Origin of the sequence: Trichocoleus sp. DQ-A2 (genome assembly GCF_039961915.1) — a bacterium.
Classification (GTDB): Bacteria; Cyanobacteriota; Cyanobacteriia; order Cyanobacteriales; family FACHB-T130; genus FACHB-T130.
Genome location: NZ_JAMPKD010000008.1, coordinates 243,397 through 257,327, shown reverse-complemented (window position 1 = coordinate 257,327; position 13,931 = coordinate 243,397). Strand labels below are relative to the sequence as shown.

The 13,931-nt window shown below is 46.8% G+C and carries 10 protein-coding genes; 4 read left to right on the top strand and 6 right to left on the bottom strand.

The features are described 5' to 3' along the window. Window positions 1–243: 243 nt before the first annotated feature. The 5 genes from NC997_RS10475 to NC997_RS10455 form a co-directional block, all read right to left on the bottom strand. Complete coding sequence (locus tag NC997_RS10475; RefSeq protein WP_190527266.1) at window positions 244–1,620, bottom strand: right-handed parallel beta-helix repeat-containing protein; 1,377 nt, start codon at window positions 1,618–1,620, stop codon at window positions 244–246. A gap of 561 nt (window positions 1,621–2,181) precedes the next feature. Next, on the bottom strand, window positions 2,182–3,606 hold the full coding sequence (gene glgA / locus NC997_RS10470; RefSeq protein WP_190411276.1) for a glycogen synthase GlgA: 1,425 nt from the start codon (window positions 3,604–3,606) through the stop codon (window positions 2,182–2,184). A gap of 84 nt (window positions 3,607–3,690) precedes the next feature. Then, window positions 3,691–4,662 (bottom strand): hydroxymethylbilane synthase, encoded by a 972-nt coding sequence (gene hemC, locus NC997_RS10465; protein ID WP_190527264.1) that lies wholly within the window; start codon window positions 4,660–4,662, stop codon window positions 3,691–3,693. Between the two features lie 222 nt (window positions 4,663–4,884). Beyond that, on the bottom strand, window positions 4,885–9,123 hold the full coding sequence (locus NC997_RS10460; protein WP_190527262.1) for a tetratricopeptide repeat protein: 4,239 nt from the start codon (window positions 9,121–9,123) through the stop codon (window positions 4,885–4,887). A 177-nt stretch (window positions 9,124–9,300) separates the two neighbouring features. Next, window positions 9,301–9,726, bottom strand: a complete 426-nt coding sequence (locus NC997_RS10455; protein WP_190527260.1) for a lysozyme inhibitor LprI family protein — start codon at window positions 9,724–9,726, stop codon at window positions 9,301–9,303. Between the two features lie 101 nt (window positions 9,727–9,827). Between NC997_RS10455 and NC997_RS10450 the strand changes: the two genes are divergently transcribed. From NC997_RS10450 to NC997_RS10435, 4 genes are all read left to right on the top strand, one after another. Beyond that, window positions 9,828–10,919: an alpha-hydroxy acid oxidase gene (locus NC997_RS10450; protein ID WP_190527258.1), complete on the top strand. Its 1,092-nt coding sequence runs from the start codon at window positions 9,828–9,830 to the stop codon at window positions 10,917–10,919. Between the two features lie 209 nt (window positions 10,920–11,128). After that, entirely contained in the window at window positions 11,129–11,323 is a 195-nt protein-coding gene (locus tag NC997_RS10445; RefSeq protein WP_190411270.1) for a hypothetical protein, read from the top strand. 65 nt (window positions 11,324–11,388) lie between these two features. Further along, the gene (locus NC997_RS10440; RefSeq protein WP_190527256.1) at window positions 11,389–12,153 is read left to right on the top strand and encodes a pentapeptide repeat-containing protein; all 765 of its coding nucleotides are present in this window, start codon (window positions 11,389–11,391) and stop codon (window positions 12,151–12,153) included. 49 nt (window positions 12,154–12,202) lie between these two features. Continuing rightward, a complete protein-coding gene (locus NC997_RS10435) occupies window positions 12,203–12,838 on the top strand; it encodes a TenA family protein (protein WP_190411268.1) in 636 nt (211 codons plus the stop codon). Window positions 12,839–13,031: 193 nt separating this feature from the next. On the opposite strand, the gene NC997_RS10430 is transcribed toward NC997_RS10435, so the two are convergent. Further along, window positions 13,032–13,925 (bottom strand): Npun_R2821/Npun_R2822 family protein, encoded by an 894-nt coding sequence (locus NC997_RS10430; RefSeq protein ID WP_190411267.1) that lies wholly within the window; start codon window positions 13,923–13,925, stop codon window positions 13,032–13,034. Window positions 13,926–13,931: the final 6 nt, after the last annotated feature.

The window sequence follows — 13,931 nt, the reverse complement described above, 5'->3', positions numbered from 1 at the left end:
ATCACCTTCTGACGCAGGTCATAACTATAGGGGTTTGCCATGAGCAGCTTGAATAACTTCAGGACAACAGGTGATCTCTACTCTACGTCCTAACTATCTTGGCGGTTGCTATAATTCGTCAGTAGGATTTTTTTATGCACAGAAGGCTAGGGAAAAGACTTAGTAATCGCAAAAACTTGTAGTTCCTCTGCGTAACTTTGCCCTTTCCCAGATTGCCCTTTGCGTTAAAAAATCATTACTCTTCTACTTGAAATATTCGTAAGCCCCAATGTCATGCTTTAGCCCTAGCGGACGGCTCGATCCTGCATAATCATTCGTGACTTGAGTAAGCGTAGTACCTCTTTCAATGGCTAGGGAACCAGGCTGAAGCTTGTAGTCAGTTGCCACTGTAGTTCCCGGATTTACCAGCAACGGGTTGGCAGTGATATCGCCGGTACCCACAGCAATACCAGCACTGCCACCATACCAAGAGTTATTCTGAAATGCCAATCCCGTTTTGGCTGGAATTTCTGTCATCGCGACACTGCCAGTTTGGGAGAAAATGTTGTTGGCAATCAGATTGTTTGTATGACCTGGATCGCTATGGATCAGGAGCATGGCTCGCGTCGCTTTGTAAAAGGTATTGTTGGCGATAACAAAGTTCTTCAACCCTCCGCCTCTGCCGTAATTTGAAAAATAGGCAAAGCCTGTAAGTCCCCCAATGACGATATTGTTGCGGATTTTAATGTTATTCACTGGGTTGGAAAAATCGTAGTATTCATTGGATGCCTGAATCCCACTCGCTGGTTTACCGTCTCGGTAAAAGTTTGTGTTGTTGGTGGTGTAAATGTGGTTGCGCTCTACCGTGATGTCAGTAGCGTTGTCCAGGTATAGATTCACGCTGTAGTTGTCATACACCTTATTACCAGAAGCTACACCGCCCTTGGTCAAAATAAAGTCGATTCCCTCACCGTAGTTCTGATACACGTGGTTGTTGCTGATGGTGACGTTGCTTGCTCTGCCACTAGCGATCCCCTGATCCCAACCATCAGCAAGGGTACGGCTTTTATTCGCAAGGCAATTCATATAAACGGTGTTGCCGTCGATTCGGATGTTTGAGGCTGTGGTCATATCTTTGTCGTAACCAACAAAGATACCGTTCTTGTAGGAGTTGTAAACGGTGTTGTTGAGGATCTGGAGGTTGTTGCCGCCCCAGGACACAATGCCTGTAAATTTGGAGTTCTTTACTTCAAAGCCCTTGAAGATGTTGTATGCGCCAGCTAGATTCACGATGTTGGTGTTGCTTGGCGTTTTAGTGCCATCTAAAATTGCTTTCTCGCCTGGATAGGATTGGTAGCTAATCGGACTGCTGGCGGTGCCGATGCTGCCAATGTATTGTTCTTTCGTAAAGCTGTAGGTGCCTCCCCGTACATATACCGTGTCGCCAGCCTTTGCCTTATAAGCTGCGTGACTGATAGTGGCAAATGGGCTGTTTTGGCTTCCAGAATTACTATCACTACCATTCGTCGCAACGTAGTAGGTGGTAATAGCGAGTGCTGGTTTTGTTACTAGTCCGACGCTAACCGTCGAGGCACTAAAAATCAACAGCAGGCTCAATCCAGAAGAGTGTACTTTAGACATTTTTTACTTCGTTGGTAAACGACAAGAACGCTAGAGATGACCCTGCTGTGCAGTTTTAGGAAGCTTCATCAAAACTTCATAAAACTGGTCTGCTAAATCCTAGCCGTCGTTAATACCGATTGAGATCCGCGATATTACTGACATCTTTCGGAGAAAAGGCTGAAATGCAGTAAAAACTTGCTTTATTTGTAGGCTTGTCTTGTGGTCGCTAGTTGCGTTTGCAAAAAAGTTACAAAGAATTTATCAGTAGTACGGAAACTGTACTTTATATAAAAAATATATATAACCGATCGCAAGCTAGCTAGAACAAGGTCTAACCCCGAGGATTATGGTGCTTGTAGCGTTTTTATTGTCCGTAATTCAAGGATTATTGCCAATAACCTTAACTTATGCCTGGATTTTAGGGCGAGTACCTTACGCTGACAATGAGCGCATCCTATGCACTCACAAGGTTTTGAAACTTTGCCACCAAGTTTGACAGTGTTAGCGATCGCTAACGCACCCTAGCCAACAAAAAGCCCCCTGCAAGCAGGGGGTCTTTAACCGAAGTGCTTTTTATGACTAAGTATTTACTAACTCTGACTGCATCTCAGGCTGGGCGGGTTCTTCCTCAGTGATGCCGTAAATGGAGTTGTACAGTTTGACATACTCCTTCGCGGATGTGTCCCAACTGAAGTCCATCTGCATACCCCGCTTCTGCAACTCCTGCCATTGCGGTTTGAAGCGGAAAGCTTCCCATGCCCGAACCATACAGGTGTATAGGTCTAGGGGTTCATAACGGTCGAAGGAGTACCCCGTACCAGCGTGGTTCACTGGGTCGTGGAAAGAAACGGTATCGACTAAGCCACCTGTGCGACGGACAATCGGCACGCAGCCGTAACGCATCGCCAGCATTTGGCTAATGCCGCAAGGCTCAAAGCGGCTAGGCATGAGGAAAGCATCGCTACCCGCATAGATGCGTCTGGAGAGAGCATCGTTATAGAGTAAGTAGTTTGCCATGCGACCAGGGTAGCGGGAAGCCATTTGCCACATCTGGGTTTCGTAATAGCGATCGCCTGTACCCAGGAGAACAAACTGAGCATCGGTATACGCCATAAAGCGATCGAGCATTTGAATCACAAGATCGATGCCCTTCTGCTCCACCAGTCGCGTTACCATGCCAATCACAAAGGCATTTTTGTTAACTTCTAAGCCGACTTCTTCTTGCAGTGCAATTTTGTTGGCTTGACGTTTCTCAAGAGTATCAATTGTGAAGGTCTGAGTAATGTATTTGTCAGTGGCGGGGTCGTAAACCTCCGTATCGATGCCGTTAACAATACCGGATAACTTTCCGCTAATGAAAGACAGCAAACCTTCTAAGGTTTCCCCGTAGGCAGGGGTTTGAATTTGCTGGGCATAGGTAGGGGAAACGGTATTTACCTTGTTGGCAAATTGCACTGCTGCTGCCATTGTGTTGTGTCCTTGCATATACCAAGGACACCAAGTAATTTTCTCTAAATACCAACGCCAAGGCCCTTGATAAGCCAGATTATGAATCGTGAAGACGGTGGTAATATCGGGATCTTGGTTCATCCACACCGGAATCATCCCGGTGTGCCAGTCGTGGCAATGGATAATTTGCGGCTTCCAGTAATTCCAGCAAAACTCTGCTGCACCGTTAGCAAACAGCGTGAACCGCCAGTCTTCATCGTCCCCAGAATAGATGCGACGTGGCATGAAAGCCGGATGACCAAATAGGTACAGTGGCACATCGGTTCCAGGTAGAACGGTTTCATAGACTGAGAACGACTGGAACATGGCAGAACCCGACCAAACAGGGTCTTTGGGAATCTCCATTTTGTCGGGCAGCATACCGTAGTAAGGCATGAAGATTCGCACATCATGCCCCATTTTTCGCAGAATTTTTGGTAAGGCACCAACGACATCACCCATCCCACCCACTTTGGCGATGGGCGCTGCTTCAGCTGCAACAAACAGAATTCGCATTATTGCTGGCGTTTCCTGAAATATTTTGGTTACATCATACCGAGTCAGGGGATCGCCTACCCGATTTTGGAGTTTGATTTTGGATTAATGACCGCGTCCGACTTCGGTAAAAATCTCTTCTAAAATTGCCGAAGCTCCCTGTTCGCGTAACCGATGGGCAAGCTGAATTCCGATTTGTTCGGCATCGCTGGCAGCACCGCTAACGGTGTCTTTAATCATCCGCTTGCCGTCTAAACTGGCAACCATGCCCGTCAAGGTGAGTGTATCGCCGTCAATCTGAGTATTCACTCCGATTGGCACCTGGCAGCCGCCTTCTAGTGTCCGTAAAAAGGCTCTTTCAGCGTAGCAGCGTTGAGCAGTGGGTTGATGCTCTAGTACCTTGAGTAACTCCAGAATTTCGGTGTCACCAGCACGGCATTCGATGCCTAAAGCACCTTGTCCGACGGCATGGAGGGATACTTCAGGGGCAATCACTTGATGAATGCGATCGCTCATATCCAGCCGTTGCAACCCAGCCACAGCTAAAATAATTGCGTCGTACTCGCCAGTATCTAGTTTTGCGAGTCGGGTGTTTAGGTTGCCCCGAATATCTTTAAAAGATAGGTGAGGATAGTGGTGGCGCAGCTGTGCCAGTCGCCGCAGGGAAGACGTTCCAATTACAGCCCCTTCTGGCAGGGTTTCCAGTTGCTTATCTTTGTGCTTTTCATGCACGACAAGGGCGTCTGCCGGATTTTCCCGTTCGCTAACGCATCCTAAAACCAATCCCTCTGGCAAGTTGGTGGGCAAATCTTTGAGGGAATGCACGGCAAAGTCTGTCTCTTGGTTGAGCATTCCCAGTTCGAGTTCTTTCGTAAAGAGTCCCTTATCGCCAATCTTGGCTAAGGCAACATCTAGAATTTTGTCCCCTTGAGTCGCCATCGTGTGGACTTCAAAGGTACATTCGGGAAAGTGTTTCTGGAGTTGTTCTTGCACCCAGTAAGTCTGGACGAGTGCGAGTTGGCTTTTGCGAGAACCGATGCGGATAGTACGAGCCGGACTAGAAACTGTAGGAGACATAAAGCGATCGCCTGAACACAGCAAATAAAGTCACCTGTTCTAGACTACCGCAGCCGTGGCTGTAATAAGCCTGGAGTTTGATGCCAACGCTCTCAAGATAGGTTAAGTAATATAAATTCTCCCCTGTGCTGGAAGTAAGCCAGTCATCGTTGATGGATGTTTATCAGCGACAGCATCATGGATAGAGCGATCGCCTTCTTCAAGAGTCATCGAATTTACAGGCTACAAGCCATTGCCAATCAAGATAAACGGTGCCCAATAATAAGGGTGGCTAAGCCGAGCGATCGCATCCGGTGATGAAGTATTGCCAATACGTTCGATGACAATGCCCCCGCGCTTTTGAGCCAAAGCTGTATAGTCGCTAGTAATCAGAGCAATTTGTGCCTGACGCAGGGCTTCAGCTTTTGTAGTGTTGCCCTTTTTGAGAGTTGCATAGAAGGCATTCATTAAGGCTTGAGTCCCGCCATCATCGACTGTCCAAAGAGATGCGATCGCAGCCCTTGCCCCTGCTCTCTGCATCTGGTAGCCTAAGCCGAGAATCTCTTCACCATTCCCCAGTTTTCCGCCCAATCCGGTTTCACAGGCAGAAAGAACTACCAAATCAACGTTTTTGAGGCTCCATTTTTGGATATCTCGGAGGGTGATGCGATCGCCATTACCAAAGAGAATAAAAGAATCATCCGGTGTCCCCACGACAAACGCGGCATGAGTCGCTAGATGCACGACGGTATAGTCATCCATTTTAGGAACGGTGACTTGAGGGGTGAAGGCTTTATCGATGAGTTTGGTTGTAGTGGGAACGGTCTTGGCTAAATTTTCTACCTCAGTTCCAGCAAAGGGCAACCCAGCAAAGTTAAAGTCTTGTCCACCAACCGTGAAACTGTAGCGTCCGGTGGCAAAGGCACCGGCTAAAACTTGCAGTTGCCGTTGAGGTTGGGTATTGAGTTCTGTAAGGGAAGTGGCAGTAATGTTATTGATGCGGTAGCGTTGCACTAACCATTGTTGTCCATCGTACAAAGCCGCTAGGGGAATGTAACGCAGTTGAGCGTCGGGTGCGTAGACAATCGTTTCGGCATCTGCGGCTTTCAGGTCTGGTTCTAGGGGTTTAATCAGCCAGTTGTAAAGTTGTTGGGCGGGGATTTTGGCGTCAGATTTGGGGTCTTGTAAGGCGCTGCGAAATGCTGCAATTGTCTCGTTGAGTTGTTTCTTGGAAACGTGGACGGTGCGCCGAATGGGGGGAGAGTCAGGGGTGGTGAGGATGAGTTCGATGCGGTCGTCCAGAATTAAGGGGTAGAGGAGGACTGCCTTTTGTTGCAGATTTTTCAGGTTATCTTGTAAGCCAATCAGGTCTTCTAAATCGTCCACCAAATCTGGTTTCCTGCTCTTGGGACTCAGCTGCTGAATCAGTGCCAATACTTCTGGACTTTCGCTGAAGTTATTGAAATCTTCGATAATTTTTTCTTGGGATTTCACCAATTGAGCGATGCGCTGTTCTTGTGCTGGGGTGCGGTTTTCGGGTCGTATTTGTCGTAGTTGAGTGAGTTCTTTGCCAATTTCTACCGCTTTGTCCAGAACCACTTCATAACTCGCCCAAGTCTGTTGTTCTAGTAGGAGATTCGGTAATCCTTGATTAGTATTGTTATTGCCTCGCACGTTGCGGAGGTAATCGTCGAGTTCTTGTACTTTGAGCAAATCTAAAACTCTTTGTGCTTCGAGGATTCGGTCTTGTTTGAGGAGAAGGTTAGCAAGATGACGATATACATTATTAGGAGATGTTTGAGAACAAGCGTTTTGTCTTGCACTGGGTAAGACTTGCAAATTTTTACGAAAGGCTTCAGTGATACTAACAAATTGTTTGTAAAAGATAATTGCTAATTCCGGTTGATTTTGTGCTTCCAACACAGAACCAATGGTATTGAGAGCAGTAGCTTCTTGAGAGCGTGAAGTGTAGGTATCGCCCTTAGACGAATCGCCGATTTCTCTGTAAGTTGCTAGAGCCTGCTGAAAGGATTCTAAAGCTTGAGGGTACTGTTTTAGTGCGACGTAAGACCACCCAATATTATCGAGAGTAGAGAGTTCTTCCCTGCGTGAAGCGTAGCTACCGCCGCTGTTACGATCGCCCATTTCTCTGTAAATTGCTAAAGCCTGCTGGAAATAGTCCAAAGCTTGGGTATGCTGTCCCAGATCCGTGTAGCTCCATCCAATTAGCCTGGAGATAAACGCCTCCTGCTTGCGGTTACTCCCTTTCCGCTCGACCTCCAATGCCTTCTGAAAAGACTGTGCTGCCTCTGGCAACTGATTGTTCCTAAGCTGCTGCAACCCTTCTACAAGCAGGCGAGCCACTGCTCGATCGGAGATAGGTGTTTCTTCAGCGAGACTCCTGCGGCTATAAACCTTCTGAAGGCTTTGGAGAGTTCTTTCTTCTCCTGTGCGATCGCAGGAGTCTCTTCTAATTACCCAAGCCTGCTGGTAGTATTCCAAGGCTTGGGAGTACTGTTTCAGGTTTTCATCATAAACCTTCCCAATATTGTTGAGAATGCGGACTTCTCTTGTAAGGTCGCCAAGTTCTGTATAAATGGCTAGAGCCTGCTGAGAGTATTCCAAACCTTGAGAGTACTGTTTTGAGTCGAAGTAAAACTCCCCAATTTCGCTGAGAGTGTAAGCTTGTTTCTTGCGAGCACCGAGTTCTGTGTAAATCGCTAGAGCCTGCTTGAGGTATTCCAGCCCCTGAGAAGACTGTCCCGACTCTAAGTAAAAATCCCCAATTTCCTCGAAAGTCTCGGCTTCTGACTCGCGAGCGCCAAGCTCTCTGTAAATGGCTAGAGCCTGCTGATAGTATTTCAAAGCCTGAATAGGTGGTTCTGCTTGAGCGTAGATCGATCCGATTCTTCTAGTTATAGTAGCCTCGCCTGCACGGTCGCCACGCTCTCGATATTTCTCCAATGCCTGTTGCAGGGACTGTAACGCTTCTTGAAATTGACCGTCTTCAACCTGCTCTAAGAGGCGTTCTGCTTCTGCCTCGCTGAGAATGGCTACTCCACTTTGAGCGAGCTGAACCCTGCGAATATTCTCAAGATAAGCAGCTTCTCTCCTACGATCGCCGAGTTCTCTATAGATTTCCAGACCCTGTTGGAAGTATTTCAAAGCCTGAGAGGGCTGTTTTAGATCGTGAAAGTAAATCCACCCGATGCTGCCGAGAGTGGAGGCTTCTGCCTTGCGCTCTCCCATATCTGTGTAAATAGCTAAAGCCTGCTTGAGGTATTCCAGCCCCTGAGAGGACTGTCCCGATTCCAAGTAAAACTCCCCAATTTCCTCGAAAGCCTCGGCTTCGTCCTCGCGAGCGCCAATCTCTCTGTAAATGGCTAGAGCCTGCTGGAAGTATTCCAAAGCCTGAGTATTTTGTCCTACCTCACCGTAGATCGAACCAATCTCTAAAGTTGTAGACGCTTCCTCTGCACGGTCGCCAAGCTTTCGATAAATATCCAATACCTGTTGAAAGGTCTGTGATGCTTCTCGAAATTGACCGTTTTTGAGCTGCTGCTCACCCTGCTCAAAGAGCTGCTCGTAGAGGCGTTCTTCTTCTGCGGTTTTAGGAATGGCTGCTCCACTTTGAGCGAGCTGAACCCTGCGAATATTATCGAGATAAGCAGCTTCTTTTTGGCGATCGCCGAGTTCTCGGTGAATTGCTAGACCCTGCTGGAAGGACTCCATAGCCATAGGGTACTGCTCTAAGTCAAAGTAAGACCAGCCAATATTGCCGAGAGTGTAGGCTTCTTTTTGGCGATCGCCCATTTCTCTATAAATGGCTAGAGCTTGCTGAAAGTATTCCAAAGCCTGGGTATGTTGTTCTACGTTCCTGTATATCGATCCAATTCTTCTAGTTATGGCAGCCTCCTCTGCACGGTTGCCACGCTCTCGATAAATCCCCAACACCTGTTGAAAAGTCTGTGAAGCTTCTCGAAGTTGACTGTCTTTTAGCTGCCGACGACCCTGCTTAATGAGGCGATCTACTTCTGCCTTATCAAGGATAGGTACTCCACTTTGAGCGAGCTGAACCCTACGAATATTCTCAAGATAAGCAGCTTCTCCTCTACGATCGCTGAGTTCTCTGGAAATTGCCAGAGCTTGCTGGAAGGCATCCAAAGCCTGAGAGTACTGTTTCAACTCAAAGTAAGACTTTCCAATATTGCCAAGAGTCGAGCCTTCTCTCCTGCGATCGCCAATTTCTCTGGAAATAACCAAAGCGGCTTGAAATTTCTGCAAAGCTTCTCGAATTTGACCTCTATTTAGTAACTGAACTCCCTCTTTGTTCAGCTGTAACGCCTCAGCCTTTCTGTCTTGGGTCGTTTGCGCCTGTACCGCAAGAGGCTCAAACTTCAAGGTAAGCGGTAAAAGGGGAGATGTCAGCGAAAGCAGTAAAGTAGCAGTGGCAAGGCTGAGAGATTCGAGACAGTAGTGCATTGGCAAATTCTCCAGCAGCTGATTTATAGATTTGGTCGCTCCATCATCTATATCTTTATCTGAACCGGAGTTATGCAAAAATCTAATTGGTCGCTAAGGGCCTTGCAGAATAGAGTTGGAATAGAGCGATCGCATTCCTCACCGATTTCATTTCAGTAGTGCGATCGCATTCTCGCTTTACCTATCGGCGTTGCTTAGATATTGCTCTAATTGCGCTGTCCGCTGTTTTGTTACTTCTGCAAGGCAACTACTGTAAATCATCGGTTCCATTGTTCCGCCTGCAAATTCAGTTCTTTCATAAGTACAACTCGCATCTCTAAACTTTATCCAAGCTTGCTGCGCTGATATTAATTTCTGTCGTCGCGAGCTTTGCAATCTTGGTAGGAGTTGTTTGTATACTTGGTTCAACTTTTTATCTGCATTTTGGTAATCTATTCCAGCGCAGGCATTCATTTCTCCTTGAGTCTGAGGATTGTTGCAGTTAGGTCGTTGAGCTAGGCGGATTCCCGATACATCTGGTGTTGCATTTGCATTTGTCACCGCCGCAGTACCTAAACTGAGCAAAGCTGCCACACCTACAATTGCGGGTAATAACTTATTCATGGTCAAATCTTGAATTCTGTGTAGCCAATAACATAGCAAAAAGGTCATAGCAACAAAGTGAAATGCGATCGCTCTTGATGAGCATCGGCTAGCATTGGCAAATGACTAACCTTGTTAGACCTATTAATCTATTTGAGTACGAAAGGCTAGCCAACCAGCACCTCTCTCAGATGGCGCTGGATTACTACGCTAGCGGTGCTTGGGACGAAATCACGCTGCGGGATAATCGAGCAGCCTTTGAGCGCTACAAACTCCGTCCTCGGATGCTGGTAGATGTCAGCCAGCGGGATTTAAGTACCACGATGCTCGGTCAATCTCTACAACTGCCAATTCTCATCGCACCAATGGCGTTTCAGTGTTTGGCGCATCCAGACGGTGAAATTGCTACTGCCAAAACTGCGGCAAAAATGGGAACCGCGATGGTATTGAGTACCTTAGCAACCAAAAGTATAGAAGAAGTTGCCAGCGTCGCGAATCAGACACCGCAGTGGTTTCAGTTGTACGTGCATCGCGATCGCGCCCTTACCCGTGCTTTGGTAGAACGCGCCTATGCTGCCGGTTTCCAAGCGCTGTGTCTGACAGTTGATGCGCCTCTGCTGGGTAAGCGAGAGCGAGATACGCGAAATCAGTTTGTTTTGCCATCGGGGATGGAACTGGCTAATTTAGCGACGTTGACAGATTTAGAGATTTCCTATAAACCCGGCGAATCGGGTTTATTTGCCTATTTTTTAGAGCAGCTAAACCCAGCGCTAACTTGGAAGGATTTGGAATGGGTGCAATCTCTGTCGCCTTTGCCCTTGGTGGTAAAAGGGATTTTGCGGGGAGATGATGCGCTTCGGGCGGTGGAACATGGAGCCAAAGCGGTGATTGTTTCTAATCACGGGGGCAGACAATTGGATGGAGCGATCGCTACGATTGATGCTCTGAGTGAGGTGGTTGCGGCTGTGGGGGACACCGCAGAAGTTCTGGTGGATGGCGGTATCCGTCGCGGCACTGATGTCCTCAAAGCCCTGGCATTAGGGGCAAAAGCCGTATTATTGGGACGCCCGGTGTTGTGGGGATTAGCGGTAGGGGGAGAGGCGGGTGTCGGGCACGTACTGGAACTTTTGCGGGATGAACTTGATTTAGCGATCGCTTTGAGTGGCTGCGCCAAGTTACAAGATATTGACTCCAGTTTGGTGCTGCGGTTGTAGGAATGCTTGGTGTTGCGCTTGCCGATGAGAAGCTGCGATCGCGCCTTTAAGACGGTAAATTCGCTGTATGTGACTAGGATCACCCAGTCCTGGAAATACGATCACATTTTCTCCGGCATGTCAATCACCTAATGTTAGATAAAAAGTATTCATATTAGTAGTATCAGAATCTTATGCGCTAATTTATCTGCTGTGGGGGGGAGTTTGAGATGCTGGAAAAACTAATGGTAGCCGCGACTCTAACATTCTCTCTCAATGTATTTTTGGGACATAGCTGGTCAACTGCCCCTCAAATGGCATCAGAACTCAACTTGCAAGAAACCGCATCGCAAATTATCAGCCTCTTACCTCGCCCAAATACTCACACTCCAGAGAATGGCAGCGGTTCTAATTCTGTACGATAAAGCTTGATGTTTTCCCGAATGGTTTATGCTGGGGAAAATAGAGAGCTACCGCTGCACAACTCGATATGAAACCCCAAATCGCCGCAACAGCAGCACTGCTGACGACACTTTCCCTTGCTGCTCCTGCAAAAGCTGAAAACGTCGAACATACTAGACAGTTATTAGCTACTAAACAATGTTCGCAGTGCGACCTCAGTGGTGCGGGTCTAGCTTTAGCTGACTTATCAGGAGCTAATCTCACTGGCGCTGATTTGAGCCGTGCTAATCTCAGTCGTGCCAACTTGAGTGGAGCCGACCTCAGAGGTGCAAATCTGAGCGGGACTTCTCTATTTGGGGTCAATCTGAGCGGTGCAAACTTGACAGGTGCGAACCTGGCAGGCGCTGACCTAAGAGAAACTTTTCTTGTTAATGCAAATTTGGCGGGTGCTAACATCAATGGTGCTAACTTGCAGGCGGCTATTGGCATCCCTAGCTATGCAGCCACGCCTGAAGATTTCTACGCATGGGGTGTAGCAGAGGGTCAAAAAGGAGACCAACAAGGGGCAATCGATCATTTCAACCAATCGCTGGCTCTTAAGCCCAACTTTGCCCCCGCATATCTAGCGAGAGGAGTAGCGCGTTATCAAATGGGCGATCGCTCTGGAGCCGTTCTGGATTCTCAGAAAGCTTCCGAACTCTTTACCATCCAGGGAAATATTCAGGGCTATCAGACTAGCCAAGTTTTCATTAAAGAGCTAACAACACCTTTGCAGGAAGCGGGTAGCAGCGGCGGAAATTTGGCGAATTTCCTAGGAGGTATTGGTAGCTTACTCCTCCGATTGCTTTTTTAATTCTGCTAGGGTGGGTTAAAATCCCTGCCCAGTGTTTACGAGTCAGTTTATGACGATATCCAGCGATTTGTGGCAGGAAAATCAAGATTTAGCACAAGCCTGCCTCAAGCATCCTTTTGTCCAAGGCATTGCCGACGGCACGCTACACCAGGAGCGATTTGCTTACTATGTGGGGCAAGACGCCTTTTTCTTAGAAGCTTTTGCCCGTGCCTATAGCATTGCTGCGGCTAAAGCTCCCGACACGCAGGGATTTAATACGTTTCATTCCCTAGCTGGGGGCGTTTTAGATGAACTTTCCCTTCATCAAGGCTATGCAGATGAGTGGGGAGTCAACCTGCAAGCAGTAGAACCGGGAGCCGCTACACGCCGCTACACGGACTTTTTATTAGCAACAGCTTGGAGTTCGGAGGTCAGTCTAATTGCTGTGGCAATGGCACCCTGTATGCGTCTGTATACTTTCTTAGGTCAGCAAATAGCTCAGAGTGGAATAAAAGACCATCAATACACTAACTGGATTCGCACTTATAGCAGTGAGGAATTTGAGCAACTAGCTCAGAAATTAGAAAATCTGGCTGATCGTTATGCCTCTACCACAGCATCTTTGAAATCAACTTACCGCTATGCGATGTTGTGCGAACGAGACTTTTTTCAAGCTGCCTGGGAGGCTATTGATTTAAAAATCTAGATTTCAATTGATAGCAATTCTCGATTGGATGCAGTACGGTTTAACCCTATCTCTGTGTCTTCCCGCTCACCCAGAAGGGTTTAATATTCTCTCCCCTCTCCGTGAAGGTCGAGAGGTTGGGGGTGAGGTTCCGAGTTGAAAAGCAGTGCGGGTTAAGAAGATGTTTCTAAATATTATTGCAAGAACTCTATTTTTATCCCTTGATTTTATCTTTGATTTGCTGCCACAAGCTTTTTTTCTTCTGAGTGAATGCTAATTGAGCTGGTTTAGGTTCATTCAGATAACGATAGTGTTCCCAAATATCCCAATACGAACCACCTGGCTGTAAACGGACGCCCGCCCAGTGTACAAACTTCAGAGGTTGATTAACTTTTGGATCGACTAATTTATAGCCTTCCTGCTTAAAATGCGGGCTTCCTGCCCAATTTCCAGGCCCCTTCCCGTTTTCTCGAACAATATTAAATCGTCGAGGCATTCGCTTTAATACGAGATAATTAAGAATCGTTTGGTCGGAGTTCAAGACATAAAAATATTCAGGATGAGATGCACAGAACTCAAAAGTATCTTGCAAATCTTGTTGAGTAATTAGGTTTTTCTTGGAACCCCAAAAACCACTATTGAAAACATCTTTCAATTCGTCTTCAGAGAAAATTTCTGTGATTTTGGGTGTAAAAACTTGTTTAATGCCTCCTGTGTATTGATAATCACAGCAGATAAAATCATTGTTTGCAAGATAATTAAGATTTTCTATAATTTTTTCAAATACAACAATATCAGTATCAATATATAGAAATTCATCGAAAGAACCAAACCAACAGGCTAACTTTCGAAGCAAATTGGGTCTATCTAAAAGGTTGTCACCACAGGTCTGCTTGACTAAAGCATCTATCTTTTCTAATAACTGTAAATCTTCGTATATTTTTACCCCATGAGACTTAGTAATAATATCAGCGATCGCTTGATACTGATTGTTATAGGGAATCATCACAATCGGACTATCAGCATCATAAGCACGAATGCTATTCAATAGCGCGATCGCATTATCAATTACGCGATCGTTAGCAAGAATATAGATACCACGACTCATTCAAAT

Bases quoted from the DNA above. Each gene is read 5' to 3' on its own strand.
- NC997_RS10475 (WP_190527266.1), bottom strand. From the start codon at position 1,620: ATGTCTAAAGTACACTCTTCTGGATTGAGCCTGCTGTTGATTTTTAGT.
- glgA (WP_190411276.1), bottom strand. From the start codon at position 3,606: ATGCGAATTCTGTTTGTTGCAGCTGAAGCAGCGCCCATCGCCAAAGTG.
- hemC (WP_190527264.1), bottom strand. From the start codon at position 4,662: ATGTCTCCTACAGTTTCTAGTCCGGCTCGTACTATCCGCATCGGTTCT.
- NC997_RS10460 (WP_190527262.1), bottom strand. From the start codon at position 9,123: ATGCACTACTGTCTCGAATCTCTCAGCCTTGCCACTGCTACTTTACTG.
- NC997_RS10455 (WP_190527260.1), bottom strand. From the start codon at position 9,726: ATGAATAAGTTATTACCCGCAATTGTAGGTGTGGCAGCTTTGCTCAGT.
- NC997_RS10450 (WP_190527258.1), top strand. From the start codon at position 9,828: ATGACTAACCTTGTTAGACCTATTAATCTATTTGAGTACGAAAGGCTA.
- NC997_RS10445 (WP_190411270.1), top strand. From the start codon at position 11,129: ATGCTGGAAAAACTAATGGTAGCCGCGACTCTAACATTCTCTCTCAAT.
- NC997_RS10440 (WP_190527256.1), top strand. From the start codon at position 11,389: ATGAAACCCCAAATCGCCGCAACAGCAGCACTGCTGACGACACTTTCC.
- NC997_RS10435 (WP_190411268.1), top strand. From the start codon at position 12,203: ATGACGATATCCAGCGATTTGTGGCAGGAAAATCAAGATTTAGCACAA.
- NC997_RS10430 (WP_190411267.1), bottom strand. From the start codon at position 13,925: ATGAGTCGTGGTATCTATATTCTTGCTAACGATCGCGTAATTGATAAT.